The following is a 24163-nucleotide window of genomic DNA, read 5'->3' on the forward strand; positions in this document are numbered from 1 at the left end:
TCGGGAATCTTCCTGTATATGCCCGCTCGGAATTCGGGCTTGGCCCGTCGACCGCCAATCAAAGAATGGCGAATCCGCTCCAGCCTTCACCGGCTTACTCCCGAGGTTTCGACCGGAGGACAATCGAGAGCGCTCTGGCTGTTTCAGAAAAATGCAAAGGTTAGACCCATGAACATCATTCAGCAGCTGGAAGCCGAACAGGCCGCCAAGATCGCCGCACAGCGCACCCTTCCGGAATTCTCCCCGGGCGACACGGTTCGTGTCAACGTCCGCGTCAAGGAAGGCAACCGTACCCGCGTACAGGCTTACGAAGGCGTCTGCATTGCCCGTTCGGGCGGCGGCATCAACGAGAGCTTCACCGTTCGCAAGATCTCCTACGGCGAAGGCGTCGAGCGCGTTTTCCCGATCTACACGCCGATGATCGAAAGCGTCGAAGTCGTTCGCCGCGGTAAGGTCCGTCGCGCCAAGCTCTACTACCTGCGCGACCGTCGCGGCAAGTCTGCCCGTATCGTTGAAGACACCGGCGTTCGCGCCCGCAAGCTCAACGACGCCGAGCGCGCCGCAGCCGCCCAGGAAAAGGCCCGCATCGAAGCCGAGAAGGTCGCAGCAGCCCAGGCTCTCGCCGCCGAAAAGGCAGCAGCCGAAGCCGCCGCTGCAGCGGAAGCTGCCGCTGCTGCAGAAGCCAAGGGCGAATAAGCTTTTCCGTTTGGAAATGCATCGAAGGCGGTCTCCGGGCCGCCTTTTTTGTTGCCTGCGATCCGGAAGGAGAAAATTCTTCTGCGACGACCGGTATACAGCGGTGGCGCGTTTCATTTTTGCCGTAAAGGCAAGTGCCTTGGTCTTGCCATCGGCTTTGAAACTGTGACATTTTCCGCACGCCACACAATCGGGAGAATTCCATGTCGTCCAGACGCTCGTTCCTTGCCGGGCTGACCGCCCTCGCCCTCATGCCGTTTGCTGCCGTTGCAGCCGACCTGCCGGATCTCGGCGGCCGCGCGGTCGTGGTCGTGACGGAAAATGCCTATCCGCCGCTGCAGTTCGTCGATCCGAAGAGCGGCGAAGCCAAGGGCTGGGAATACGACGCGATGAACGAGATCGCCAAGCGCCTGAATTTCAAGGTCGAATACCAGAACACCTCTTGGGACGCGATGATCCAGGCCGTTTCCGACGACCAGTACAACATCGGCATGACAGGCATCACCATCAAGGACGAGCGCAAGGAGAAGGTGGACTTTTCCGACCCCTACATGCGCTCCGAGCAGTTCATGCTGGTGCGCGGCGACGAGAGCCGCTTCACTGACGCCAAGAGTTTTGGCGCGTTCAACGACGGCCTGGTCGGCGCCCAGCCGGGCACCTCGCCGTTCTACACCGCCGTCTACAACATCCTTGACGGCAACGAGCAGAACCCGCGCATAAAACTGTTCGAGACCTTCGGCGCCACCGTACAGGCCCTCAAGGCCGGCGATGTCGATGTCGTCTTGACCGACAGCGTCGCCGCCCAGGGTTACGTCGATGCCTCCAATGGCGGCCTCAAGGTCGTCGGCGGTCCGCTTGGCAGCGAAGATTTCGGCTTCATCTTCCCCAAGGGGTCGGATCTCGTCGCCCCGGTCAATGCGGCTATCGCAGCGCTGAAGGCTGACGGCACCTTCGATGCCCTCAACAAGAAGTGGTTCCTCGAATACAAGATGGGCGAGTGAGCGCCCTCCATGTCGGCCATGACGAAAACTGAACGCTGATGGGCTTCCAGACTTTGCCCAAGGGCGGCAAAGGCGACTATCCCTGGTGGTTGGTCGCCCTTTGTGTGTTGGCGGTGGTGCTTGCCGCCGTCATCTTCTTCAACGGCATCTATGCTCAGGTCTTCCTGACCGTGGCAAACGGCATCGGCGTGACGATCTTCGTCACGCTCGTCGCCTTCTGCCTTGCCACCCTGCTCGGCCTCGGCATCGCGCTTCTCGGCCTCTCCGACAGCAATGCATTGCGCCAGATCTCCCGCTTCTACATCGAGGTGATCCGCGGCATACCGATGCTGGTGCTTCTGTTCTACATCGCCTTCGTCGGCGCCCCCGGCATTGTTGCCGCCTACAACTGGCTGATGACGCCGCTGACCAGCTCAGGGCTCGCCGAGCCTATGCTGGTGCGCGACTTCTCGCTGATGTGGCGGGCGATCATGGCCCTGATGATCGGCTATTCCGCCTTCATTGCCGAAATTTTTCGCGCCGGCATCCAATCGGTGGACAAGGGGCAGATCGAGGCGTCGAAAGCGCTCGGCCTGTCGCGTGTCCAGCGCTTCCGCCTTGTCGTCTTTCCGCAGGCGATCCGGGTGATCTTCCCGCCGCTCTCCAACGATTTCGTCGCCATGGTGAAGGACAGTTCGCTGGTCTCCGTGCTCGGCGTCGCCGACATCACCCAGATGGGCAAGGTCTACGCCTCCGGTTCCTTCCGCTTTTTCGAGACCTATTCGATCGTCGCCTATATCTACCTCATCCTGACGATCGGCCTTTCGCTGCTGCTGCGGTCGTTCGAAAAGCGGATGCGGGGAAAGACCGAGAGATGAACCGGCGGCACGGCCGGGATCTTGTGACGGCCGGATGACGCCGGCGCTGGAAATCCGTTGCCGAAAGCCCGAAAAATTGCTAGAAGCGCGGCCATGGGATCGAAATTCGGATGTCTCGCGCCTTTTGTTTACGTGCTGCAGGATCACAAGCGCCTGCCGGCCCGTTTCTTCGCGCGCGTCTCCGGGGCGCTCAACAGCCGCCTTGCCTAAGCTTTGAAGCTTAAGCATCCGGCAGTCGCCGACTGCCAAATCCCTATACCCCTATATCGAGTGGATATGAGCCATGAGCGCACCCCGCACCCTTTATGACAAGATCTGGGACGATCACGTCGTCAATCAGCAGGAAGACGGTACCTGTCTTCTCTATATCGATCGCCACCTGGTTCACGAAGTGACCAGCCCGCAGGCGTTCGAAGGCCTGCGCATGGCCGGCCGCAAGGTCCGCCATCCGGAAAAGACGCTTGCCGTCGTCGACCACAACGTGCCGACCTCTCCGGACCGCAAGCAGGGCATCAAGAACGAAGAAAGCCGCATCCAGGTCGAGGCCCTCGCCAAGAATGCCGCGGATTTCGGCGTCGAATATTATTCCGAGAACGACGTCCGCCAGGGCATCGTCCACATCGTCGGACCGGAACAAGGCTTTACCTTGCCCGGCATGACCATCGTCTGCGGTGACAGCCACACCTCGACGCACGGCGCCTTCGGCGCTCTGGCGCACGGCATCGGCACCTCCGAAGTCGAACACGTTCTGGCGACGCAGACGCTGATCCAGAAGAAGGCGAAGAACATGCTGGTGCGCGTCGACAACCAGCTGCCGCCGGGCGTCACCGCCAAGGACATCATCCTCGCCATCATCGGCGAGATCGGCACCGCCGGCGGCACCGGCTACGTCATCGAATTCGCCGGCGAAGCAATTCGTTCGCTGTCGATGGAAGGCCGCATGACGATCTGCAACATGACGATCGAAGGCGGCGCCCGCGCCGGCCTGATCGCACCCGACCAGACGACCTTCGACTACGTGCAGGACAAGCCGCGCGCTCCCAAGGGCAAGGCCATGGAGATGGCGCTCGACTACTGGAAGACGCTGCACACCGACGAAGGCGCCCATTTCGACCGCGTCGTCGTGCTCGACGCCGCCAACCTGCCGCCGATCGTCTCCTGGGGTTCTTCGCCGGAAGACGTCATCTCGGTTCAGGGCGCCGTTCCGAACCCCGACGAGATCCAGGACGAGAACAAGCGGGCCTCCAAGTGGCGCGCCCTCGACTATATGGGCCTGAAGCCGGGCACCAAGATCACCGACATTGCCGTTGATCGCGTCTTCATCGGCTCCTGCACCAACGGCCGTATCGAGGACCTGCGCGCTGTCGCCAAGGTCGTCGACGGCAAGTCGGTCGCCTCGACCGTTTCCGCCATGATCGTCCCGGGTTCCGGCCTGGTGAAGGAGCAGGCGGAAGCCGAGGGTCTCGACAAGATCTTCAAGGCCGCCGGTTTCGACTGGCGCGAGCCGGGCTGCTCTATGTGCCTCGCCATGAACGACGACCGCCTGAAGCCGGGCGAGCGTTGCGCTTCCACCTCCAACCGCAACTTTGAAGGCCGGCAGGGCTTCAAGGGCCGCACGCACCTCGTCTCCCCGGCCATGGCCGCGGCGGCGGCGATTGCCGGCCACTTCATCGACATCCGCGAGTGGAACTGATGCGGGGCCGCCGCACATGACCCATGGGCGGCGGCTTCTCCTCCTCAGGCATGCGAAGTCCGCCTGGCCGGAAGGCGTGGCGGACAAGGAACGGCCGCTGGCGCCGCGCGGCGAAAAGGCGGCGCCCCTCATGGGCGCCTACCTCGCCCGCGAAAGATTGAAGACCGACCTGGCGCTTGTTTCGCCGGCGCGCCGGACGCAGGAAAGCTGGACATTGCTGCGCCGGGCGTGGCCGAAGGCACCCGCCAGGCTCGATATCGACGATCTCTACGAAACCTCTGCAGACACCATCCTTGCGGTCATCCGGACGCTGCAGACAGATCGCCGCTCGGTGCTGATCCTCGGCCACAATCCCGGCCTCGAGGATCTTGCCCGGCTGCTGATCGGCACCGGCCAGCCGGAGGCTCGTGAGCAGCTGGAGACAAAATTCCCCACCTGCGGATTGGCCGTCATCGATTTCGAGGTGAAAAGCTGGGCGAAGCTGGCGCCGGGCAGCGGAACGCTGGAACGGTTCGTGACGCCAAAAACGCTGGGCTGACGTCGCGTCAGCCCCTCACCCTAACCCTCTCCCCGCAAACGGGGAGAGGGGACTTGCCTCACGCAGCGTTGAGTGTGGCGAAAGGGTGCGGCATCTCACCTTCTCCCCGCACGCGGGGAGAAGGTGCCCGGCAGGGCGGATGAGGGGCCACCTTACCAGCAAAGCGAAGCGGCCGGCCTCGATATCAGAACGTTGCCGTCTTCGGGTCCGGCCCGATGCGGGCACCGGCATCGTCGAGCTTGGCGATAGCGGCGATATCATCGGCATCCAGCTTGAAATCGAAGACCTGGAAATTCTCGACGATACGGCTCGGCGTGATCGACTTCGGGATGACCACGAAACCGCTGTCGATGTGCCAGCGAATGATCACCTGCGCCGGTGTGCGGCCATGCTTGGCGGCAATTGCGCCGATGGTGGAATTGTCCAGCAGCTTGCCCTGGCCGAGCGGGCTCCAGGACTGGGTGGCGATGTTGAGCTTCTTGTGGGCGTCCTGCGCCGCCTTCTGCTGGAAGTCCGGGTGCAGTTCGATCTGGTTGATCACCGGCACGACGCCGGTTTCCTGCACCAGCCGGTCGAGATGCTCCGGATAGAAGTTGGAAACGCCGATGGAGCGGGCGCGGCCCTCTTCCTTCAGCCGCAGGAATGCCTTCCACGTATCGACGTAGCGGTCGCGCTTCGGTGCCGGCCAGTGGATGAGGTAAAGGTCGACATAATCGGTTCCGAGCCGCTTCAGGCTCTTGTCGAACGCCTTCAGTGTCGAGTCAAACCCCTGGTCGTCGTTCCAGAGCTTGGTGGTGAGGAAGAGATCCTTGCGGTCGATGCCGGACGAACGGATGCCTTCGCCGACGCCCTCTTCGTTTTCATAGATCGCAGCCGTATCGACATGCCGGTAGCCGGCATCGATGGCCGCCTTCACTGTCGGCGCGGCGATATCGTTCGGCGTCTGCCAGACGCCGAGGCCGACCTGCGGAATGGAATGGCCGTCATGGAAGGTGATGATGGGAGTATGGGTCACACTGTGCCTCCGCGAGATTGAAGCGTGATGAAATAAAGAAATCCGGCGCGGATCGACAAAAGCGAGCGGCGCCGGACGGAACATATAGGCATATCATCCGCAATTATCACCCCTGCAATCAAAAAACCCTGAGAACGCTCCCCTTGCGTAAAAAAGGCAACAGCCGGCGCATGTCGCGCAGCTGCAGCGCCACGCAGCCGGCGGTCGGCTCGTAGCCGGGCCGGCTGAGATGGAAGAAGATCGCCGAACCTCGGTCACGCCGGCGCGAGCTTATGTTCCAGTCGAGGACGATGCAGATGTCATAGAGATCGTCCTTGCGCGCCAGTTCTTCATGGCTTGGCTTGAACGGTGCCTTGACCGGTCGATTGTAGGCCGGATGGCCGGAGGCATCGCACCAGAGCATGTTTTGACGGATCGGTCGCATCGGCAGGGCGGTGACGAGGCCGCTCACCCGGTCCGGCCGCCAGAAGCCGGAGAGAAGCGTCATCGCCGCAATCGGCGACGCCCCATCACCCTCGCGCTTGAAAGCCGTCCGTCCCGAGCGGCCGATCGCTGCCTGAAGGGTCAGCCCGCCGACCGAAACGATGGCCTGCTGCCGGTTGCCCGGTTTCTGGCGAACGCAGATGATCGGCCGGGAACGGGCGGGCGGGCTTGTCTTTCGCATGCGATCTCACAAGTATTTGCTTTGCGCGTGATATGGTTTGAAATCATAGCACTTTGAACAGGACAACACAGGCTCCGCTCCGCCACAGTCTTGCCAAAACAACAATTTGGCGTAGGAGTGAAGAGGCAAAACGAAAGGCAGCCAGCGCATGACAGCCCGGACGATTCTTCTCGTTGATGACGATGACGACCTGCGCGAGACGCTGGTCGAGCAATTGTCGCTCTACGAGGAATTCTCCATCCTCCAGGAGCCGAGTGCCACGAAAGGCATGCAGACGGCCCGCACCAGCACGGTCGACCTGCTGATCATGGATGTCGGCCTGCCCGACATGGACGGTCGCGAGGCGGTAAAACTGCTGCGCAAGGGCGGCTTCAAGCCGCCAATCATCATGCTCACCGGCCACGACACCGATTCCGACACCATTTTGGGCCTGGAAGCCGGCGCCAACGACTATGTGACGAAACCCTTCCGTTTCGCCGTTCTGCTGGCGCGTATCCGTGCCCAGTTGCGCCAGCACGAACAGAGCGAGGACGCCACCTTCACCGTCGGCCCCTATCTCTTCAAGCCGAGCCAGAAACTGCTGACGACGGAAGACGGCCAGAAGATCCGCCTCACCGAGAAGGAAGCGGCGATCATCCGCTATCTCTACCGCGCCGACCAGAAGGTGGTGACCCGCGACGTGCTGCTCGAAGAGGTCTGGGGCTACAATTCCGGGGTCACGACGCACACGCTCGAAACCCATGTCTACCGCTTGCGCCAGAAGATCGAGCGCGATCCATCCAATGCCGAAATCCTGGTCACCGAAAACGGCGGCTACAAGATCATACCGTAGAGCGAGATTTGATCCGACTAAATCGCTATCTCCCTCTACGTTTTTGTTTTTCCCGCATGATCTCTTCCGGAAAGTCTGCAATTTTCCGGGATCGTGCTCCGAACAAGGATCTGGAACGCATGGGCCTGCAGGACGATATCCGCATCTTATCGACGGTGCCGCTGTTTGCCGGCATGAATGATGACCAGATGCGACTGGTGGCTTTCGGCGCCGAGCGCCGGCATCTCTCAGCCGGACAGACGCTGTTTCGCGAGAAGGCGCCGGCCGAATGTGCCTATATCATTGCGGAAGGCAGCATTGATCTGCTGGCAAACGGCCGCGACGGCAAGCCGGTGCTGAAAGAAACCGTCGGCCCCGGCATGCTGCTTTCCGAACTGGCGCTGATGACGCTGGTGGAGCGGAAATACACCGCGGTCGCCCAGGGCGACGCCGAAGTGTTGCGCATCACCCGTGCCCTCTTCCAGCGGCTGATGGAAGAATATCCCGTCGTCGCCGCGCGGGCCGAAGCCCGGCTGCGCGACAACATCGCCGGCATGATCGACGACATCGCCGCGCTGGAACGCTTTTTCGCCTGAGCCTCGCAAGGCCCGGCTCTTCCGTTAGAGCATTTCCGCTTTTCTCCGAACCGCGAAAACGCTCACTCTCTTTGTTTTGCCGCATTGTCCGACGCCGAAGCGATTCCGCTTCGGCTGGAAATGCTTTAAAAATCGAAATGCGCCGTCACCGGCACATGGTCGGACGGCCGGTCCCAGCCGCGGGCTTCCTTCAGGATGTCGACGCGCTGCAGATGCGGGCCGAGATCGGGCGACGACCAGATGTGGTCGAGCCGCCGGCCGCGGTCGGCGGCTTCCCAGTCCTTGGCGCGGTAGCTCCACCACGTATAGAGCTTTTCGGTGTCCGGCACCTTGTGGCGCATCAGGTCGAGCCAGCCGCCGCGCTTCATGACGTCAAGCAGGCCCTCGGTCTCGACCGGCGTGTGGCTGACGATCTTCAAGAGCTGCTTGTGCGACCAGACGTCGTTTTCCAAGGGCGCGATGTTGAGGTCGCCGACGAGGATCGCCGAGGTATTGGCTTCGCCCGCCGCTTTCAACCGCTTCATCTCCTCGACGAAATCGAGCTTGTGGCCGAATTTCGGATTGATTGTCCGGTCCGGTTCGTCGCCGCCGGCGGGAACGTAGAAATTGTGCAGGCGGATGCGCCGGCCGCCGCGCTCGAAGATCGCCGAGATATGGCGGGCGTCGCCGACGCCGCAATAATCCTGGCGGAGATCTTCCGTCAGCGGCAGGCGCGAGGCGATCGCCACGCCGTGATAGCCCTTCTGGCCGTGAAAGATGATGTGCTCGTAACCCATTGCCCGCAGCGGTGCTGCCGGAAAAAGATCGTTGGGAACCTTGGTTTCCTGCAGGCAAAGGATATCGGGCCGGTGTTTCAGCACGAGCTGCTCGACGATCGGCATGCGCAGGCGCACGGAATTGATGTTCCAGGTGGTGATCGAAAATGCCATGGCGCCCTCTTTGCTCTGATCGGGGCGGTTTAGCAATTTTCCAGCCGCAGGACAGCAAAAAAGCCGCCACGGATGTGACGGCCTTTTCAGGATGCCAGCAAAACAAAGCCGTCAGCGATTGCCCTTCTTCTGGACCGCATCGTAAGGAACGGCAAAGACGCTTTCGTCGAATTTGACGCCGGTCTTGACGTTGAAGATCATCACCGAGGTATCCTTGGCCTGGGCATCGGTGATCGTCCACTGGCGCAGCTCGAAACTCTTCGGATCGAACATCATGGTGATGGTGGAATCGCCAAAGATTGTCCGGTCGCCGAGCGCGATGGTGATCAGGTCGGGCTCTTCCTTGACGTTGCGCACCATCTTGGCCGAGAGGTCGATGCGTTCGCTGAGCAGCAGGCTGAGCGGCGTCTTGGAGAGCGGATAGATATCCCAGGTGTTCAGCTTGCTGTTGCCGATGACGACGTTGCGGCCGTCGGAAATCACCCGCATCGGCGATGGCGCATCATAGTTGAAACGCAGCTTGCCGGGACGCTCGATGAAAAACTTGCCACCGGTCTGTTCGCCGCGCGGACCGAACTGAACGAACTCGCCCTGCATCGTCTTGACCGAGGAAAAATGGTCGGCGATCTGCTGGGCAGCGCCGGTCGATGCCGCCTGGGCGAAAGCCGTCGCCGGGGCAAGGCCGGAGGCAACCGCCACCGCGAGCAGGCCGGCACCAACGATCCGCCGCCGTGTCATGCCGTCGAACGCACCCTTGCCGTGCTTGCCCGATACAGTCTCTGTCATTTTTTTCTCCTTCATACGAGCTTCCATGACGGCCAAACGCGGCGCCTTCATGACGCCGCGCGTGTCTTTCGTCACAGGGCGAACGGCTGTCCCACCGGATCAGCGTTCGATGATATCTGCCGCGGTCGGCACGAGGATCTCGCGCTTGCCGGCATGGTTGGCGGGGCCGATCAGGCCTTCCTTTTCCATCCGTTCGATCAGCGAGGCTGCACGGTTGTAGCCGATGCCGAGGCGCCGCTGGATGTAGGAGGTCGAGACCTTGCCATCCTGCAGCACGACGGCCACCGCCTGGTCGTACGGATCATCCGAGTCCGACAGGTTCGTCGTGCCCGCCGGGCCGCTTCCACCGCCAATGTCCTCGCCGTCATCCTGCGTGATTGCATCCAGATATTGGGGAGACCCTTGCGTTTTCAAGTAGGCGACGATCTCCTCGACCTCGACATCGGAGACGAAGGGACCGTGGACACGCTGGATGCGGCCGCCACCGGCCATATAAAGCATGTCGCCCATGCCGAGCAGCTGTTCGGCGCCCTGCTCCCCGAGGATGGTGCGGCTGTCGATCTTCGACGTCACCTGGAAGGAGATGCGTGTCGGGAAGTTGGCCTTGATCGTGCCGGTGATGACGTCGACGGAAGGCCGCTGCGTCGCCATGATGACATGGATGCCGGCGGCACGCGCCATCTGCGCCAGGCGCTGCACCGCACCTTCGATATCCTTGCCGGCGACCATCATCAGGTCGGCCATCTCGTCGATGATGACGACGATGTAGGGCATCGGCTGCAGGTCGAATTCTTCCGTCTCGTACAGCGCCTCGCCGGTTTCACGGTCGAAACCGATCTGCACCGTGCGGCTGATCACCTCACCCTTGGCGAGCGCCTGCTCGACGCGGCTGTTGAAGCCGTCGATGTTGCGCACGCCGATCTTCGACATCTTCTTGTAGCGCTCCTCCATCTCGCGCACCGTCCATTTCAGCGCCACGACGGCCTTCTTCGGATCGGTAACGACGGGAGACAGAAGATGCGGAATGCCGTCGTAGACGGAGAGTTCGAGCATCTTCGGGTCGATCATGATCAGCCGGCACTGATCCGGTGTCATGCGGTAGAGCAGCGACAGGATCATGGTGTTGATCGCCACCGACTTGCCCGAACCGGTGGTGCCGGCGACCAGCAGATGCGGCATCTTGGCGAGGTCGGCGACGACCGGCTCGCCGCCGATCGTCTTGCCGAGCGCCATGGCGAGCTTCGCCTTGGTGCCGCCGAAATCACGGTTGGCGATCAGTTCACGCAGATAGACCATTTCGCGTGTCTGGTTCGGCAGTTCGATGCCGATGGCATTGCGACCGGGAACGACGGCGACACGGGCGGCAATCGCGCTCATCGAGCGGGCGATGTCGTCGGCAAGGCCGATGACACGCGACGACTTGATGCCCGGCGCCGGCTCCAGTTCGTAAAGCGTCACGACCGGGCCTGGGCGCACATGGATGATCTCGCCCTTGACGCCGAAATCCTCCAGCACGCCTTCCAGCATGCGGGCATTCTGCTCCAGCGCATCCGAACTCAGGGTCGAATCGCGCACGACGCCTTTCGGCTCGGCAAGCAGATCCACGGGCGGCAGTTCGAAGGCACCGGGTGCGGCATTACGCGGCCGACTGTCGGCAAACGCCGTCGGCTTCGGGCGGTGCAACGGCACCGAAACGCGAGGCTGGCGGCCCTGGCCGGCGGCGGGGTTGCGCGCCTGCGGGGCGGCCCAGCTTTCGTCATCCGCTTCGTCGTCGGGCAGGATGCCGGCCGGACGCGGCGCGTCGAAGCCATCATCATCTTCGTCGAAATAATCGTCGTCGTCATGGGCGATCGGCGGTGCGGCAACCGAACGGCGGGCGGACGGCTCCATCGTCGGCTCGAGGCGCTCGCCGCCCCGCGACGGCGGCGTCTTGGCGCGCACCGGTTCGTTGAGCGTGCCGAATTCGTCCTCGTTGAAATCGTAGGGTTCTTCGTAGTGGCTGTCTCGCCGTCCGGCAAAACCGAACAGCCGCCGGAAGCGGGCGTGCGCCGTATAACGCATGTGGGTCAGCGCACCACGCAGGGCGACAAAGCCGGGATAATATTCCTCTTCCTCTTCTTCGTCGCGGATACTGCGGGCCTTGCTGGGTGTCGCCGGCAACTCTTCCACGGAACGCTCCGGCACTTCGCGACCGACGAGGCCGGCGGCAAACAGCATCAGCCAGACGGTCGGTATGGCGAAAATGATACCGAGGATGGTCGCGAAGGTGCCGGTGGGGTAGGCGCCGACGAACAGCGCCGGGAAGCGCAGGATCATGTCGCCGATGACGCCGCCGATGCCGTTGGGGATCGGCCAGGTCAGCGGCGCGGGAAAGCAGCCGACCACGGCGGAGCAGACGACGGCACCGCACAGCCAGGCGGCAATGCGGGCGGGAATACGGTTGATGGTGCGGCCGCTGACCATCGCCAGTGACCAGGCCAGCACCGGCAGCAGCGAGATGACGCTCGACAGGCCAAGGAACTGCATCATCAGGTCGGCGAAGGCAGCGCCGCTATGGCCGAGAATGTTGGTCGGCTCGTTGCTGGTGGCGTAAGAAAAGCTCGGATCGGAAACATTCCAGGTCGCCAGCGCTGCCACCGCAAGCGCCAGGCACAGGAAGAGGCTGAGGCCGGCGAGTGCCAGTGCCTGCCGCCATACGAATGTCGTAAGCGTGAAGCGATGGCGCCCATCCATCGCTGCCGAAGTGCTTCTGCCCATATTTGCGGTCCGTCCATGCTCTTTACTGCGGGCGCGAATCGACGGCCGCCGTGGCCGGACTCGCGTTAGTCCAGCACAGCCTAGGCAGATGACGGTTAAAGTCGCATTAACCATCCAACCTTTGAAGGCGGTTAATGCCGGATAAATTTGCCGCCGGCCTATCTTGCGATCGATGAAAACAAAAAAAGCCCGAACCTTGGAAGGTCCGGGCCAAAAGCGGTCTATTTGCATAGGCCGCGACGGGATGTTCAGCGGCGCCGTTTGTATCCCGGCGCCGCAAGCCCTTATCAATTGTGGTAAGCGGCTTCGCCGTGGGAAGCGAGGTCGAGGCCTTCGCGCTCGGCTTCGACCGGGACACGCAGGCCGACGATGACGTCGACGATCTTGTAGAGGATCGCCGAACCGACGCCGCACCAGACGATGGTGATCACGGCAGCGGTCAGCTGGGTGACGAACTGGCCGCCCATGGTGACGCCGTCGGCATAACCGATGCCGCCGAGCGACGACGAAGCGAAGATGCCGGTTGCCAGCGCGCCGAAGAAGCCGCCAACACCGTGGACGCCGAAGACGTCAGCCGTATCGTCGTAGCCGAACTTGTTCTTGACCACCGAGACGAAGAAGTAGCAGAGCGGCGAAACGATCAGGCCCATGACGATGGCGCCCATCGGACCGACAATGCCAGCGGCCGGGGTGACGGCAACGAGGCCGGCGATCATGCCCGACGCTGCACCGAGCATCGATGCCTTGCCGCGGGTGAAGGTTTCGACGACCGACCAGGAAACGATGGCAGCCGCCGTCGCGAGGAAGGTGTTGACGGTGGCGAGCATCGCGCCGCCCGAAGCTTCCAGGTTGGAGCCGGCGTTGAAGCCGAACCAGCCGACCCACAGCATCGCCGCGCCGACCAGCGTCAGCGTCATGGAGTGCGGAGCCATCATGTCCTTGCCGAAGCCGGTGCGCTTGCCGACCATGATGGCGCCGATCAGGCCGGCAACGCCGGCATTGATGTGAACGACGGTACCGCCGGCGAAGTCGAAGGCGCCCATCTTGAAGATCAGGCCGTTGGCATCCCAGACCATGTGCGCGATCGGGAAGTAGACGAAGGTCGCCCACAGGATGCAGAAGAGGATGGAGGCGGAGAACTTGATGCGCTCGGCGAAGGCACCGACGATCAGGGCCGGCGTGATGGCCGCAAACGTCATCTGGAACATGATGAAGATGTATTCCGGAATGACGACGCCCTCGGAGAAGGTCGCAGCCGTGCTGTCCGGCGTGACGCCCGACAGGAACATCTTGGCCGTGCCGCCCCAGAAGGCGCTGGTGGAGCCGCCGAAGGCGAAGGAGTAACCGTAGATCACCCAGATGAGCATGACGGCCGAACCGGCGACCGTGCACTGCATCAGCACCGACAGCATGTTCTTGGCACGCACCAGGCCGCCGTAGAACAGGCCGAGGCCCGGCACCAGCATGAACAGCACGAGGATGGTGGAGAGGAACATGAAGGCGGTATCGCCCTTGTTCGGAACCGGGGCGACAGCGGCGGCGGCTTCAGCAGCAGCAGGCGCGGCTTCCTGCGCGAAGGCGACGACCGGCGCCAGAAGCAACGCGCTGGCGGCTGCCACGCGGCTCAGGGACGGGGAAAGCTTGGAAAAAGACATCTGAAAAAACTCCCTGATCAGCCGGATTACAGCGCTTCGGAATCGGTTTCGCCGGTACGGATGCGCACGGCATGGTCAATCGCGTAGACAAAGATCTTGCCGTCGCCGATCTGGCCGGTCTTGGCGGCAGCGGCAATCGCCTCGACCGCCTTCTCGGCGAGTTCGGAAGCAACGGCGATCTCGATCTTCAATTTCGGCAGGAAGCTGACGGCATATTCCGTCCCACGATAGATTTCCGTATGCCCCTTCTGCCGTCCGTAGCCTTTGACTTCGGTGACGGTCAGGCCCTGGATGCCGATCGCTGTGAGGGCTTCACGCACCTCATCGAGCTTGAACGGCTTGATGATGGCCATCACAATTTTCATCTGGTACCCCATCCTCTTGATTTTTACCTCGGCGCTGAGCCGACTCTCCTTGCCGCTGGCAAGAACAATCAAGCAGCGACTGGCCTACACCATTCAAGGCGCGTGCCAGATTCGCTGGACGGGTTTAAGTTATTGAAAAGTAAAAGCTATAATTTCAACAGCCAAGAAACGGGCAATTGAACGCTTTATGATTGTGCAAAATTTATGCAATATCGCCGAAACGAGTATTTTTTACTCATTTGCCTTTTTCCGAATCAAACCCTCCTGCGCCACCGAGGCGACGAGCAGGCCAGAACGGGAAAACAGGCTGCCGCGCGTCATGCCACGAGCACCGGAAGCACTCGGGCTGTCCTGAGTGTAGAGCAGCCAGTCGTCGAGCGGAAACGGCCGGTGGAACCACATGGCATGGTCGAGGCTCGCCACCTGCAGCGTCTGGTCGAAGATCGACGTGCCATGGGCATAAAGCGAGGTATCGAGCAGCGTCATGTCGGAGAGGTAGGCGAGGACCGCCGCCTGCAGCTTTCGATCAGCCGGCACCGGGCCGGTGGTGCGCACCCAGACATCCTGGCGCGGCGGCAGCTTTTCGCTGGAAACGTAGTGAGTGAAGGCGGTCGGACGGAACTCGATGGCCCGGCGCCGTGCCCAGTAGCGGCGGATGGGCTCGGAGGCATGCGCCAGAAATTCGCTCTTGATGCGTTCCTCGTCCATCAGCTCTTCCGGCTGCGGCACCGCGGGGATCTCGACCTGGTGGTCGAAGCCCGGCTCCTCCAGCTGGAAGGAGGCCGACATGGCGAAGATCGGCTTGCCGTGCTGGATCGCCACCGTGCGCCGCGTGGTGAAGCCGGCGCCGTCGCGGATACGCTCGACCTGGTAGAGGATCGGCACCGAGGGATCGCCGGGCCGCATGAAATAGGCGTGCAGCGAATGCACGAAGCGATCGGGATCGACGCAGCGCTGCGCCGCCATCAGCGCCTGGGCGATGACCTGGCCGCCGAAGACACGTTGCCAGTCGGTCTGCGGGCTCTGGCCGCGATAGAGATTCTCCTCGATCTTTTCGAGATCGAGCAAGTCGAGAAGCTGCTCCATCGGGGAAAGGGAGTTTTCGGGTCGCGACATTTTGAACAAACTCCGACGGTAGGAAGGGACCGACACATCCTCTATAGTCGGGCCTTCGGAGACTCAAGCAACTAGGGAGCGGACAATGATCGATATGCTGGTGGTGGGTGGCGGTTATGTCGGCCTTTCGCTTGCGGTTGCCGTCAAGCAGGCCGCCCCGCATCTTGCCGTCGAGGTGCTGGAAGCCGCACCCGAGGATGCCTGGCGCAACGATGGCCGCGCCTCGGCGATCATCGCCGCCGCCTCGCAGCTTCTCGACATCCTCGGCGTCTGGCAGGATATCGAACCCGAAGCCCAGCCGATCACCCGCATGGTCGTCACCGATTCGCGCACCGGCGATCCGGTGCGCCCGGTGTTCCTCACCTTTGCCGGCGAGGTGACGGAGGGCAAACCTTTTGCCCACATGATCCCCAACCTCGCCCTCGTCGGCGCCCTGCGCCAGGCCTGCGAACGCCTTGGCGTGACGATCCGCCACCGCACGACGGCTGCAGGTTTTTCCGCCGGCAGCACCCATGTCGACGTCACCCTGGCGGATGGCTCGCCCTTGCAGGCGCGCCTGCTGGTCGCCTGCGACGGCGTGCGCTCGAAACTGCGCGACATGGCCGGCATCAAGACGGTGCGCTGGGACTACGGTCAGTCCGGCATCGTCACCACGGTGGAACACGAGCGGCCGCATGAGGGCTGCGCCGAGGAGCATTTCCTGCCCGCCGGCCCCTTCGCCATCCTGCCGCTGAAAAACAACCGCTCCTCGCTGGTCTGGACCGAACGCACCGCCGATGCCGACCGCCTGGTGCGCGCCGACGATCTCGTCTTCGAGGAAGAACTGGAGCGGCGCTTCGGCCACAAGCTCGGCCGCCTCACCGTCGTCGGCGACCGCCGCGCCTTCCCGCTCGGCCTGACGCTGGCACGCGACTTCGTCGCGCCACGTTTCGCGCTGGCCGGCGATGCGGCGCACGGCATCCACCCGATTTCCGGCCAGGGCCTCAATCTCGGCTTCAAGGATGTGGCGGCGCTGGCGGAAACCATCGTCGAAGCCGACCGCCTCGGCCTCGACATCGGCTCGCTGACGATCCTGGAACGCTACCAGACCTGGCGCCGCTTCGACACCTTTCGCATGGGCGTCACCACAGATGTGCTCAACCGGCTGTTTTCCAACGATATCGGCCCGCTGCGGCTGATGCGTGATTTCGGCCTCGGACTGGTGGAGCGGATGCCGAAACTCAAGGATTATTTCATCGGCGAAGCGGCCGGCCTGACGGCGAAAAACAATCCGCGCCTGCTGGCGGGCCAGCCGATCTGAGCGGCGATCAGTCCTCCAGCCGGCGGGCCTCCGACACCAGCATGATCGGGATACCGTCGCGGATCGGATAGGCAAGCTTGGCACGCTCGGAAACCAGCTCGTTCTTGTCCCGATCAAAAGACAACCTGCCCTTGGTCAGCGGGCAGACGAGCAGTTCCAGCAGCCGCGGATCGACCTTGCTGAGATTTTCATCCATTACTGCAGGACCGTATCGGAATCATCGCCGCCGGCAATGACGATTTCGGTGATGGCGATCAGCGTTTCCGCTCGTGTCTTGAGGTCCGGCGCCTCGAGCAACGCCTGCTTTTCCGCTGGCCCGAAGGGCGACATCATCGACACCGAATTGACCAGCGTCATGTTGCTCGCCCGCTCGACGCTGTCCCAGTCGGCTTCCAGCTTGTTGGCATCGAGATAGGCGCGGAACGCCGCGAGCAACGCCTGCCGGTCGATACCGCCGTCCTCGCTCGCCAAGGTGAGGTCGGAGATGAACGGCGCAATGCGAAAATTACGATAGGGCTTGTGGCTCGCCACCTCCTCGATCAGCCGGTAGCGGCAGATGCCGGTGAGCGAGGTGATGTAGCGCCCGTCGCCAGTCTCGGCAATCGAAGTGATGCGGCCAAGGCAGCCGACCTGGCAGAATTCGGAATGGATCTGTTCGGAATAGGAGGGCTGCACCATGCCGATCAGCCGGTTATGGGCGAGCGCATCGTCGAACATCATCAGGTAGCGCGGCTCGAAGATATTCAGCGGCAACTGTCCCCCCGGCAGCAGCAGCGCCCCGGACAGCGGGAAGATCGGGATTGTTTCCGGCAGATCACCCTGTTTCAGATATCTGGCGTTTCCCGCTTGCATCAGAATACGTCCCGTCTGTTTTTAGGCCGGGTCCTTCGTCCGTGATCCGGCGTCCGCACCTTAATTTGGTGCGTTCGCCGGAAAACACAAGGTGTTTTACGAAAACAGGATCGAGGAGAGCTTGCGTCGCGCCGCAATCGTCGCCGGATCTTTCACACCCCAGACGTCGAAGAACTGCAGGAGCTGGCGGCGGGCGCCATCATCGTCGAAAGCGCGGTCGCGGCGCATGATGAACAGGAGATGGTCGGCAGCCTCGTCACGCTTGCCTTCGACGTTGAGGATCTTGGCAAGTTTCATCCGCGCTTCGTGATGCTCCGGATTGAGCGCCAGTTCACGCTCGATGGCAACGGGATCGCCGAGCTTGCGCGCTTCCTCGATCTGGTCGAGCTTTTTCACCACTGCCTGGATCGCCGCGTCCTTGGAAAGTTCTTCGGGCAGGCTATCGACCAGTTCGCGCGCCTGGCCGTGTTCGCCGCCGCCGATCAGGCTTCCGGCAAGACCTGCCAGCGCCCGGACGTTGTCGCCGTCGGCCTGCAGAACGGCACCATAAAGCTGGGAAGCCGCTTCGAAATCGCCAGCTGCGGCAAGACCATCGGCCTCATCGAGCACGGCGGCGATTTCGACGGCCGGATCGTCGGCGGCAGGGCCGGCAATACGATCGATGAACTGGCGGATCTGGCTGTCCGGCACCGCCCCCATGAAACCGTCCACCGGGCGGCCATTGACAAAGGCGATCACCGCCGGAATCGACTGGATGCCGAGCTGGCCGGGAATGGACGGATGATCGTCGATGTTCAGCTTGACCAGCTTGACGCGGCCGCGCGCCTCGTCGACCACCTTTTCCAGGACGGGCGTCAGCTGCTTGCACGGACCGCACCACGGCGCCCAGAAATCGACGAGAACCGGCTGGCGGCGCGATTCCTCGAGCACGTCCTTGGTAAAGGCAGCCGTCGTCGTGTCCTTGATATGGCCGCCCGCGGCGGCCTGCGCACCGCCGAGATCGACAGATGCCGACATCTGGCTGCCGAAAGAACCGCCATAAGGATTGTTGTTCACGCCGCTCATCAAATCTCTCCCGCCATCATCGGCCTTGCCGGCCGTTTTCACTGGTCATCGCTTGCCAGCTTAAATCGTATGTCAGGCCGTGACTTTCAAGACAAGCGGCGTGTGGCCGGTCGCCTCCATAAAGCGGATCAGGTCGTCGCGCGCAATCGATGTCGTGGCATCGTTGGACAGCGGATGGCAATTGATGATGTCGTTTTTCATCAGATCCGCATCGAGCACGAAGGTGACATTATGGCCGGCGTCGTTGATGGCGCCGAAGGCGGTGACGGAGCCGGGTTCGACGCCCAGATATTCCATCAGCTTTTCCGGCTTGCCGAACGATACCTTGCTGGCGCCGCCGATCAGCGTGTGCACCGTCTTCAGGTCGACGGCGGCATTTTCCTCGACGGTCAGCAGGAAGAACTGGTCCTTCTTGTCCTTGACGAACAGGTTCTTGGTATGGCCGCCGGGAATTTCGTCGCGCAGCGACACCGATTCGGCGACGGTATAGACCGGGGGGTGATCCTTGGTGGCGTGCTTGATGCCCAGCTCGTCGAGAAACCGGAAAAGCTCTTCGCGCGTCTTTGGTGCCGTCTCTGTCATGTGCATTCCCATGGGTCGAAATCGATAGGCCGGAGGCCCGGCTGCCTCTGATACGATCCGCAGATCGCTTTTGCAATCTTTGATGCCAAATCGAAAACCCAGCATTTCCAGGCCTTTTGCCGCCCAAAACCCGCCTTCCGAAATTTTTCTCGAAGAAATCGTCATTTCCCTGTTGCATTTGAAAAGGGTTTGGGCGATATAGCGCCCGTCGCCGGAAACGAGCGGCCCACGGTCTAGCTAACTACCACGGACCGGTGGATTGATGAGCGGGTGTAGCTCAGTGGTAGAGCACAACCTTGCCAAGGTTGGGGTCGAGGGTTCGAATCCCTTCGCCCGCTCCAAATTCTCCCAAAGACGTTGAAATTGAGAACAGGCCTTCGGGCCAAGCCGTGTTTGCTTGCCCGTTGCAGGCGGTGACGTGGCCGTGATGGTGACCGCGGGAAAGCCTTTCCCTTTGCGGCCAGTTTGCGTTATGGGCAGTGCCCATGAACCATGAAACATTTGCGATCCTGCTCGGTGGCGCCCTGACGCCGAACGACCGGCTGAAGGCGGTGCTGACCAGTGCCCGCTTCATTGCCGCCGATGGCGGCATGCGGCATGCAGCAGCGCTGGGCGTCACGCCCGAGCTTTGGGTCGGCGACTTCGATTCGACATCGCAGCAGCTTCTCGACACCTGGCCGAACGTGCCGCGTCAGCCCTACCCGGCCGCCAAGACCGAGACCGATGGCGAGATCGCCGTTTCCGAGGCGCTGGAGCGCGGCGCTGGCCGCATCATCCTGGCCGGCGCGCTTGGCGGCGACCGCAGCGACCACGCGCTGCAACACTATCTTTCGGCCATTAGCCTGGCTGAGACCGGCAAGGGCGTGCTTTTGACCTCGGGCGACGAAGAAGCGGTGCCGCTTCTGCCCGGCCAAAAGACGCTGGACCTGCCCGCCGGCTCGTTATTCTCTGTACTCGGTTTTACCGAGCTCGACGGATTGTCGCTGGAAAACGTGCGGTATCCGCTGGAGCGCTTCCATTTGCCCTTCGGCTCGTCGCGCACCATATCCAACGTCGCGAACGGTCCGGTGACCTTTACCCTTCATAGCGGCAAGGCCCTGATCCTTGCCCGTCCCTTCGATTTCAGCGGAGCCTGACCCTTGGCGCCTCCTATTCTCAAACTTGACGATATCCGTCTCAGCTTCGGCGGCGCGCCGCTGCTCAATGGCGCGAACCTGCAGCTCGAACCCGGCGACCGCATCTGCCTCGTCGGCCGCAACGGCTCCGGCAAGTCGACCCTGATGAAGATAGCCGCCGGCCTGGTGGAAGCGCAGTCCGGCGAAGTCTTCCGCCATCCCTCGGCCACCGTGCGCTACCTGCACCAGGCCCCGGATTTCGACGGTTATTTGACGGTGCAGGCCTATGCGGAAGCCGGGCTCGGACCGAGCGATGATCCTTACCGGGTGACCTATCTGCTGGAACATCTGGGTCTCACCGGCAGCGAATCGCCGCAGAGCCTTTCCGGCGGCGAGGCCCGGCGCGCAGCACTGGCGCGCGTCATGGCGCCGGAACCGGATATCCTGCTGCTCGACGAACCGACCAACCATCTCGACCTGCCGACCATCGAATGGCTGGAAGGCGAGTTGCAGAAAACCAAGTCCAGCCTGATCCTGATCTCGCACGACCGCCGCTTTTTGGAAAAGGTCTCGACGGCGACCGTCTGGCTCGACCGCGGCACATCCCGGCGCCTCGACCGCGGCTTTGCGCATTTCGAAGCATGGCGCGACCAGGTTCTGGAGGCGGAAGAGCTGGAGCAGCACAAGCTCGGCAAGGCAATCGAACGCGAGGAACATTGGCTGCGTTACGGCGTCACCGCGCGTCGCAAGCGCAACATGCGCCGCCTCGGCGAATTGCAGACCATGCGCGCCACCTATCGCGGCCACAAGGGACCGCAGGGCACGGTGCAGGCGACCGTCTCCGATGCCCGCGAATCCGGCAAGCTGGTCATCGAGGCGGAAAAGATCACCAAGGTTTACGGCGAGCGCACCATCGTCGCGCCCTTCTCCATCCGTGTCCATCGCGGCGATTGCATCGGCCTCGTCGGTCCGAACGGCGCCGGCAAGACGACATTGCTGAAGATGCTCACCGGCCAGCTGGAACCCGATTCCGGCACGATCAAGCTCGGCACCAATCTCGAAATCGCCACCCTCGACCAGAAACGCGAGGACCTCGACCTCACGGATACGCTGGCCAACTACCTGACGGACGGGCGCGGCGAAAACCTGCTGGTCAACGGCGAACAGCGGCATGTCACCGGCTACATGAAGGAATTCCTCTTCCAGCCGGAGCAGGCCCGCACACCGATCCTCAGCCTGTCCGGCGGCGAACGGGCACGGCTGATGCTGGCCCGCATCCTGTCGCGGCCGGCAAACCTGCTGATCCTCGACGAACCAACCAACGACCTCGATATCGAAACGCTCGACCTGCTGCAGGAAATCGTCGCCGGCTTTCCCGGCACCGTCATCCTCGTCAGCCACGACCGCGATTTCCTCGACCGCACCGTGACATCGACGATCGCGCCGGCCAATCCGGAAGACCCGGACGGCCGCTGGATCGAATATGCCGGCGGCTACAGCGATATGCTGGCGCAGCGCAAGGGCGCGCTCGACGAGAAGCGCAAGGCCGAAAAGGCGGAGAAGGCCAAGACCGGGGAAACGGCTGCGGCCGAAAGCCCGAAGGCAAAAGGCAAGCTGTCCTACAAGCAAAAATTCGCGCTCGAAAACCTGCCGAAAGAAATGGCCAAGGCGGAAGCCGAAATCGCCAAGCGCGAGGAAAGGATGGCTGACCCCAATCTTTTCTCCAAGGACCCCACCACCTTCAACAAGCTTGCCGCAGAAATGGAAAAACTGCGCGACAGCCTGACGAAGATGGAAGAGGAATGGCTGGAACTCGAAATGCTGCGGGAAGAGCTGGAAGGCTGATCCTGCAGTCTCTGCCTCAACCCGGCAGCGCCGGCGATGGCGGCAGGGCTTCGAGATGGAAGATACGCGGCTTCACTTCTGAAAGAAAACTTTCCGAGCGGCCGATATAGACCAGCGCCGTCTGCGGCAACGCGGCAAGCACGCCGGCCAGATGATCGGCGACCGAGGGCTCCAGCCCCTCGAGCGTGTCCTCCATCACCAGCCAGCGGGGCGGCCGCAGCAACACGGTCGCAAAACCGAGGGCCGTGCGGCCGTCATGATCCAGCACCTTGTCCCAGCGCAACCGCGTGTCGAGCATATCCCGGTAGTGGCCAAGGCCGGCACGGTCGAGCGCCGCCCTGATCTCGTCGTCGGAATAGGTGCCGGCATCCTGCGGAAACGAAATCGCCTCGCGCAGTGTGCCATACGGCAGGTAGCCGACCTGCGGCATGAACAGCATCTCGTCTTCCGGCGGCGCGGCAATCGTCCCCGTGCCCCACGACCACCAGCCGGCCAATGCGCGGAACAGCAGGTGACGGTTGACGCTCTGGTCGCCGTTGATCATCACCCGGTCGCTCGGTCGCACCACCAGTTCATCCTCCTGCAGCCGGAAACCGGCCTCGGCAGGATCGGCGCCCTTTTCGCTGGAAATGCGGACATCCCGCAGCGACAGGCTGTCATCCGTACTCCGTTCGAACCGGATATCGCCTTCCGTCGCCGTCTCGTTGTCCATCTGCAGCAGCGCATGGCGGAAATTGGCGACACGCATCAATGTCGCCTTCCAATCGGCGATGGCGCCAAAATTGTCGACATACCAGCGCAACGACGCATAGACCTGGTTGAAGGCGCCGACCGCCATCATCAGCCCGCCGAAGGTCAGCCCGCCGGCGAAATAGACCGGTGCGGCAATCAGGATCGGCGCGATCACCGTCAGCCAGCCGTAACCGGCCGACACCCAGCGCAAATTGGTCAGCGCCAGCGCCAGCCGCCACATGGTGGCGAGAACGGCGGCAATGTCGAAATCGATGCGCTTGCGCTCGAACCCTTCGCCTTTTAGCACCGCGATGGCCGTCAGGTTTTCGTTGGTACGCATCAGCGAGGAGCGCAGCTCCGCTTCCTTCGAATATCGATTGGCATTCAACGTTACCAGCTTGCGGCCGACAACGGCGCTGAGCAGCGAGGCGGACGCCGCATAGATGATCGCCGCCCAGACCATGTAGCCGGGGATCGAAAACGTCTCGCCGCGATAGGTGAAGACGAAACCGCTCGACAGCTCCCAGAGAACGCCGACGAAACTCGCCAGCATGATGGTTGCCTGCACCAGCCCGATCGTCAGGCTGGTGGTCATTTCCGAAAGATGGCTGGCATCCTCATGCAGCCGCTGGTCGGGATTGACGCCGAGAATGCCCATGGTGGACAGGCGAAGCGCCCGTTTCGGTTTCAGCCACTGATCGACGAGGTCTCGCGTCAGCCCGTCGCGCATCTTCAGGCCGACAAGCTGGTTGAACCAGGTCTGCGCCACGTTGAGCAGCAGGAGCGCACTGGCGATGATGGCAAACTGCTTCAGCTGCGTGAAGAACGCATCGAGGTCGCGCCGCTGCAGGGCATCGTAGAACGGCACGTTCCAGCGGTTGAGCAGCACCTGCACATAGGCCGTGGCGAGGATGATCGCCAGCATGATCGCTGCCAGCAGCAGCAGCATGTTGCGAACCCTGGCGCCCCAGAGCGCCCGCATCATCATCGCAACCTGTGCTGAAAAACCGATCGCCGGTTCGGCGACATCATCGGCGGGCGCCGACACGGCAGGCTCGACCTGGGCCATGGATACCTTCTGGTGCAGAACGTCTGGTCTTCACATAAGCATGCATCTGGCACTTGTCGAACGACAGTTTGACGCGTTGCCGCCGGCCAAGGCTGCAACCGCCCTTGCGCTCGCCGGCCGGGCT

General features: G+C 62.4%; 23 protein-coding genes and 1 tRNA gene. 11 read left to right on the forward strand and 13 right to left on the reverse strand.

From position 1 onward, the window contains the following. The first annotated feature begins 168 nt into the window (after positions 1 to 168). The 5 genes from rplS to ACSQ3I_RS08775 all read left to right on the forward strand — a co-directional run bounded on the left by rplS (position 169) and on the right by ACSQ3I_RS08775 (position 4785). Complete coding sequence (rplS, locus tag ACSQ3I_RS08755) at positions 169 to 696, forward strand: 50S ribosomal protein L19 (protein WP_435997963.1); 528 nt, start codon at positions 169 to 171, stop codon at positions 694 to 696. 203 nt (positions 697 to 899) lie between these two features. Further along, entirely contained in the window at positions 900 to 1697 is a 798-nt protein-coding gene (locus ACSQ3I_RS08760) for a basic amino acid ABC transporter substrate-binding protein (RefSeq protein WP_435997965.1), read from the forward strand. 38 nt (positions 1698 to 1735) lie between these two features. Further along, positions 1736 to 2554 (forward strand): amino acid ABC transporter permease, encoded by an 819-nt coding sequence (locus ACSQ3I_RS08765; RefSeq protein WP_435997966.1) that lies wholly within the window; start codon positions 1736 to 1738, stop codon positions 2552 to 2554. 283 nt (positions 2555 to 2837) lie between these two features. Continuing rightward, positions 2838 to 4247 carry a 3-isopropylmalate dehydratase large subunit gene (gene leuC, locus ACSQ3I_RS08770; RefSeq protein WP_435997967.1) on the forward strand — a complete coding sequence of 470 codons (1410 nt, stop codon included), beginning with the start codon at positions 2838 to 2840 and terminating at the stop codon, positions 4245 to 4247. Between the two features lie 16 nt (positions 4248 to 4263). After that, positions 4264 to 4785 (forward strand): SixA phosphatase family protein, encoded by a 522-nt coding sequence (locus ACSQ3I_RS08775; protein WP_435997969.1) that lies wholly within the window; start codon positions 4264 to 4266, stop codon positions 4783 to 4785. A gap of 184 nt (positions 4786 to 4969) precedes the next feature. Here ACSQ3I_RS08775 and ACSQ3I_RS08780 read toward each other — a convergent pair whose 3' ends face one another. Next, positions 4970 to 5800 (reverse strand): aldo/keto reductase, encoded by an 831-nt coding sequence (locus ACSQ3I_RS08780; RefSeq protein ID WP_435997970.1) that lies wholly within the window; start codon positions 5798 to 5800, stop codon positions 4970 to 4972. 118 nt (positions 5801 to 5918) lie between these two features. After that, positions 5919 to 6464 (reverse strand): L,D-transpeptidase family protein, encoded by a 546-nt coding sequence (locus tag ACSQ3I_RS08785; RefSeq protein ID WP_435997972.1) that lies wholly within the window; start codon positions 6462 to 6464, stop codon positions 5919 to 5921. 148 nt (positions 6465 to 6612) lie between these two features. Here ACSQ3I_RS08785 and ACSQ3I_RS08790 point away from each other — a divergent pair, with 148 nt between their 5' ends. Beyond that, on the forward strand, positions 6613 to 7296 hold the full coding sequence (locus ACSQ3I_RS08790; RefSeq protein WP_435997974.1) for a response regulator transcription factor: 684 nt from the start codon (positions 6613 to 6615) through the stop codon (positions 7294 to 7296). 119 nt (positions 7297 to 7415) lie between these two features. After that, positions 7416 to 7871 carry a cyclic nucleotide-binding domain-containing protein gene (locus ACSQ3I_RS08795; protein ID WP_435997976.1) on the forward strand — a complete coding sequence of 152 codons (456 nt, stop codon included), beginning with the start codon at positions 7416 to 7418 and terminating at the stop codon, positions 7869 to 7871. Positions 7872 to 7996: 125 nt separating this feature from the next. Here ACSQ3I_RS08795 and ACSQ3I_RS08800 read toward each other — a convergent pair whose 3' ends face one another. From ACSQ3I_RS08800 to tesB, 6 genes are all read right to left on the reverse strand, one after another. Continuing rightward, on the reverse strand, positions 7997 to 8800 hold the full coding sequence (locus tag ACSQ3I_RS08800; protein ID WP_435997978.1) for an exodeoxyribonuclease III: 804 nt from the start codon (positions 8798 to 8800) through the stop codon (positions 7997 to 7999). Between the two features lie 111 nt (positions 8801 to 8911). Then, the gene (locus ACSQ3I_RS08805) at positions 8912 to 9586 is read right to left on the reverse strand and encodes an outer membrane lipoprotein carrier protein LolA (protein WP_435997980.1); all 675 of its coding nucleotides are present in this window, start codon (positions 9584 to 9586) and stop codon (positions 8912 to 8914) included. 99 nt (positions 9587 to 9685) lie between these two features. After that, entirely contained in the window at positions 9686 to 12343 is a 2658-nt protein-coding gene (locus ACSQ3I_RS08810; protein WP_435997982.1) for a DNA translocase FtsK 4TM domain-containing protein, read from the reverse strand. A 287-nt stretch (positions 12344 to 12630) separates the two neighbouring features. After that, on the reverse strand, positions 12631 to 13998 hold the full coding sequence (locus ACSQ3I_RS08815) for an ammonium transporter (RefSeq protein ID WP_435997984.1): 1368 nt from the start codon (positions 13996 to 13998) through the stop codon (positions 12631 to 12633). Positions 13999 to 14024: 26 nt separating this feature from the next. Further along, a complete protein-coding gene (locus ACSQ3I_RS08820) occupies positions 14025 to 14375 on the reverse strand; it encodes a P-II family nitrogen regulator (RefSeq protein WP_165823466.1) in 351 nt (116 codons plus the stop codon). 219 nt (positions 14376 to 14594) lie between these two features. Then, a complete protein-coding gene (tesB, locus tag ACSQ3I_RS08825) occupies positions 14595 to 15479 on the reverse strand; it encodes an acyl-CoA thioesterase II (protein ID WP_435997986.1) in 885 nt (294 codons plus the stop codon). A gap of 85 nt (positions 15480 to 15564) precedes the next feature. Between tesB and ACSQ3I_RS08830 the strand changes: the two genes are divergently transcribed. Then, positions 15565 to 16779 carry a ubiquinone biosynthesis hydroxylase gene (locus tag ACSQ3I_RS08830; RefSeq protein WP_435997987.1) on the forward strand — a complete coding sequence of 405 codons (1215 nt, stop codon included), beginning with the start codon at positions 15565 to 15567 and terminating at the stop codon, positions 16777 to 16779. A gap of 7 nt (positions 16780 to 16786) precedes the next feature. Here the strand turns inward: ACSQ3I_RS08830 and ACSQ3I_RS08835 are convergent, their stop codons facing one another. The 4 genes from ACSQ3I_RS08835 to ACSQ3I_RS08850 form a co-directional block, all read right to left on the reverse strand. Beyond that, the gene (locus ACSQ3I_RS08835) at positions 16787 to 16975 is read right to left on the reverse strand and encodes a Trm112 family protein (protein ID WP_435997989.1); all 189 of its coding nucleotides are present in this window, start codon (positions 16973 to 16975) and stop codon (positions 16787 to 16789) included. After that, on the reverse strand, positions 16975 to 17631 hold the full coding sequence (locus ACSQ3I_RS08840) for an LON peptidase substrate-binding domain-containing protein (RefSeq protein ID WP_435997991.1): 657 nt from the start codon (positions 17629 to 17631) through the stop codon (positions 16975 to 16977). The genes ACSQ3I_RS08835 and ACSQ3I_RS08840 overlap by 1 nt, the downstream gene beginning before the upstream one ends. Positions 17632 to 17727: 96 nt before the next feature. After that, on the reverse strand, positions 17728 to 18696 hold the full coding sequence (gene trxA, locus ACSQ3I_RS08845) for a thioredoxin (RefSeq protein ID WP_435997992.1): 969 nt from the start codon (positions 18694 to 18696) through the stop codon (positions 17728 to 17730). A 72-nt stretch (positions 18697 to 18768) separates the two neighbouring features. Beyond that, complete coding sequence (locus ACSQ3I_RS08850) at positions 18769 to 19278, reverse strand: prolyl-tRNA synthetase associated domain-containing protein (protein WP_435997994.1); 510 nt, start codon at positions 19276 to 19278, stop codon at positions 18769 to 18771. 266 nt (positions 19279 to 19544) lie between these two features. Here ACSQ3I_RS08850 and ACSQ3I_RS08855 point away from each other — a divergent pair. From ACSQ3I_RS08855 to ACSQ3I_RS08865, 3 genes are all read left to right on the forward strand, one after another. Next, a tRNA-Gly gene (locus ACSQ3I_RS08855) sits at positions 19545 to 19619 on the forward strand. Positions 19620 to 19763: 144 nt separating this feature from the next. Next, entirely contained in the window at positions 19764 to 20414 is a 651-nt protein-coding gene (locus ACSQ3I_RS08860) for a thiamine diphosphokinase (RefSeq protein ID WP_435997996.1), read from the forward strand. A 3-nt stretch (positions 20415 to 20417) separates the two neighbouring features. Further along, entirely contained in the window at positions 20418 to 22238 is a 1821-nt protein-coding gene (locus tag ACSQ3I_RS08865; RefSeq protein ID WP_435997998.1) for an ABC-F family ATP-binding cassette domain-containing protein, read from the forward strand. Between the two features lie 16 nt (positions 22239 to 22254). On the opposite strand, the gene ACSQ3I_RS08870 is transcribed toward ACSQ3I_RS08865, so the two are convergent. Continuing rightward, on the reverse strand, positions 22255 to 24039 hold the full coding sequence (locus ACSQ3I_RS08870; protein WP_435998000.1) for an ABC transporter ATP-binding protein/permease: 1785 nt from the start codon (positions 24037 to 24039) through the stop codon (positions 22255 to 22257). Positions 24040 to 24163 lie beyond the last annotated feature (124 nt).

It is taken from the genome of Rhizobium sp. LjRoot30 (genome assembly GCF_964253915.1).
In the GTDB taxonomy this organism is placed as follows: domain Bacteria; phylum Pseudomonadota; class Alphaproteobacteria; order Rhizobiales; family Rhizobiaceae; genus Metarhizobium.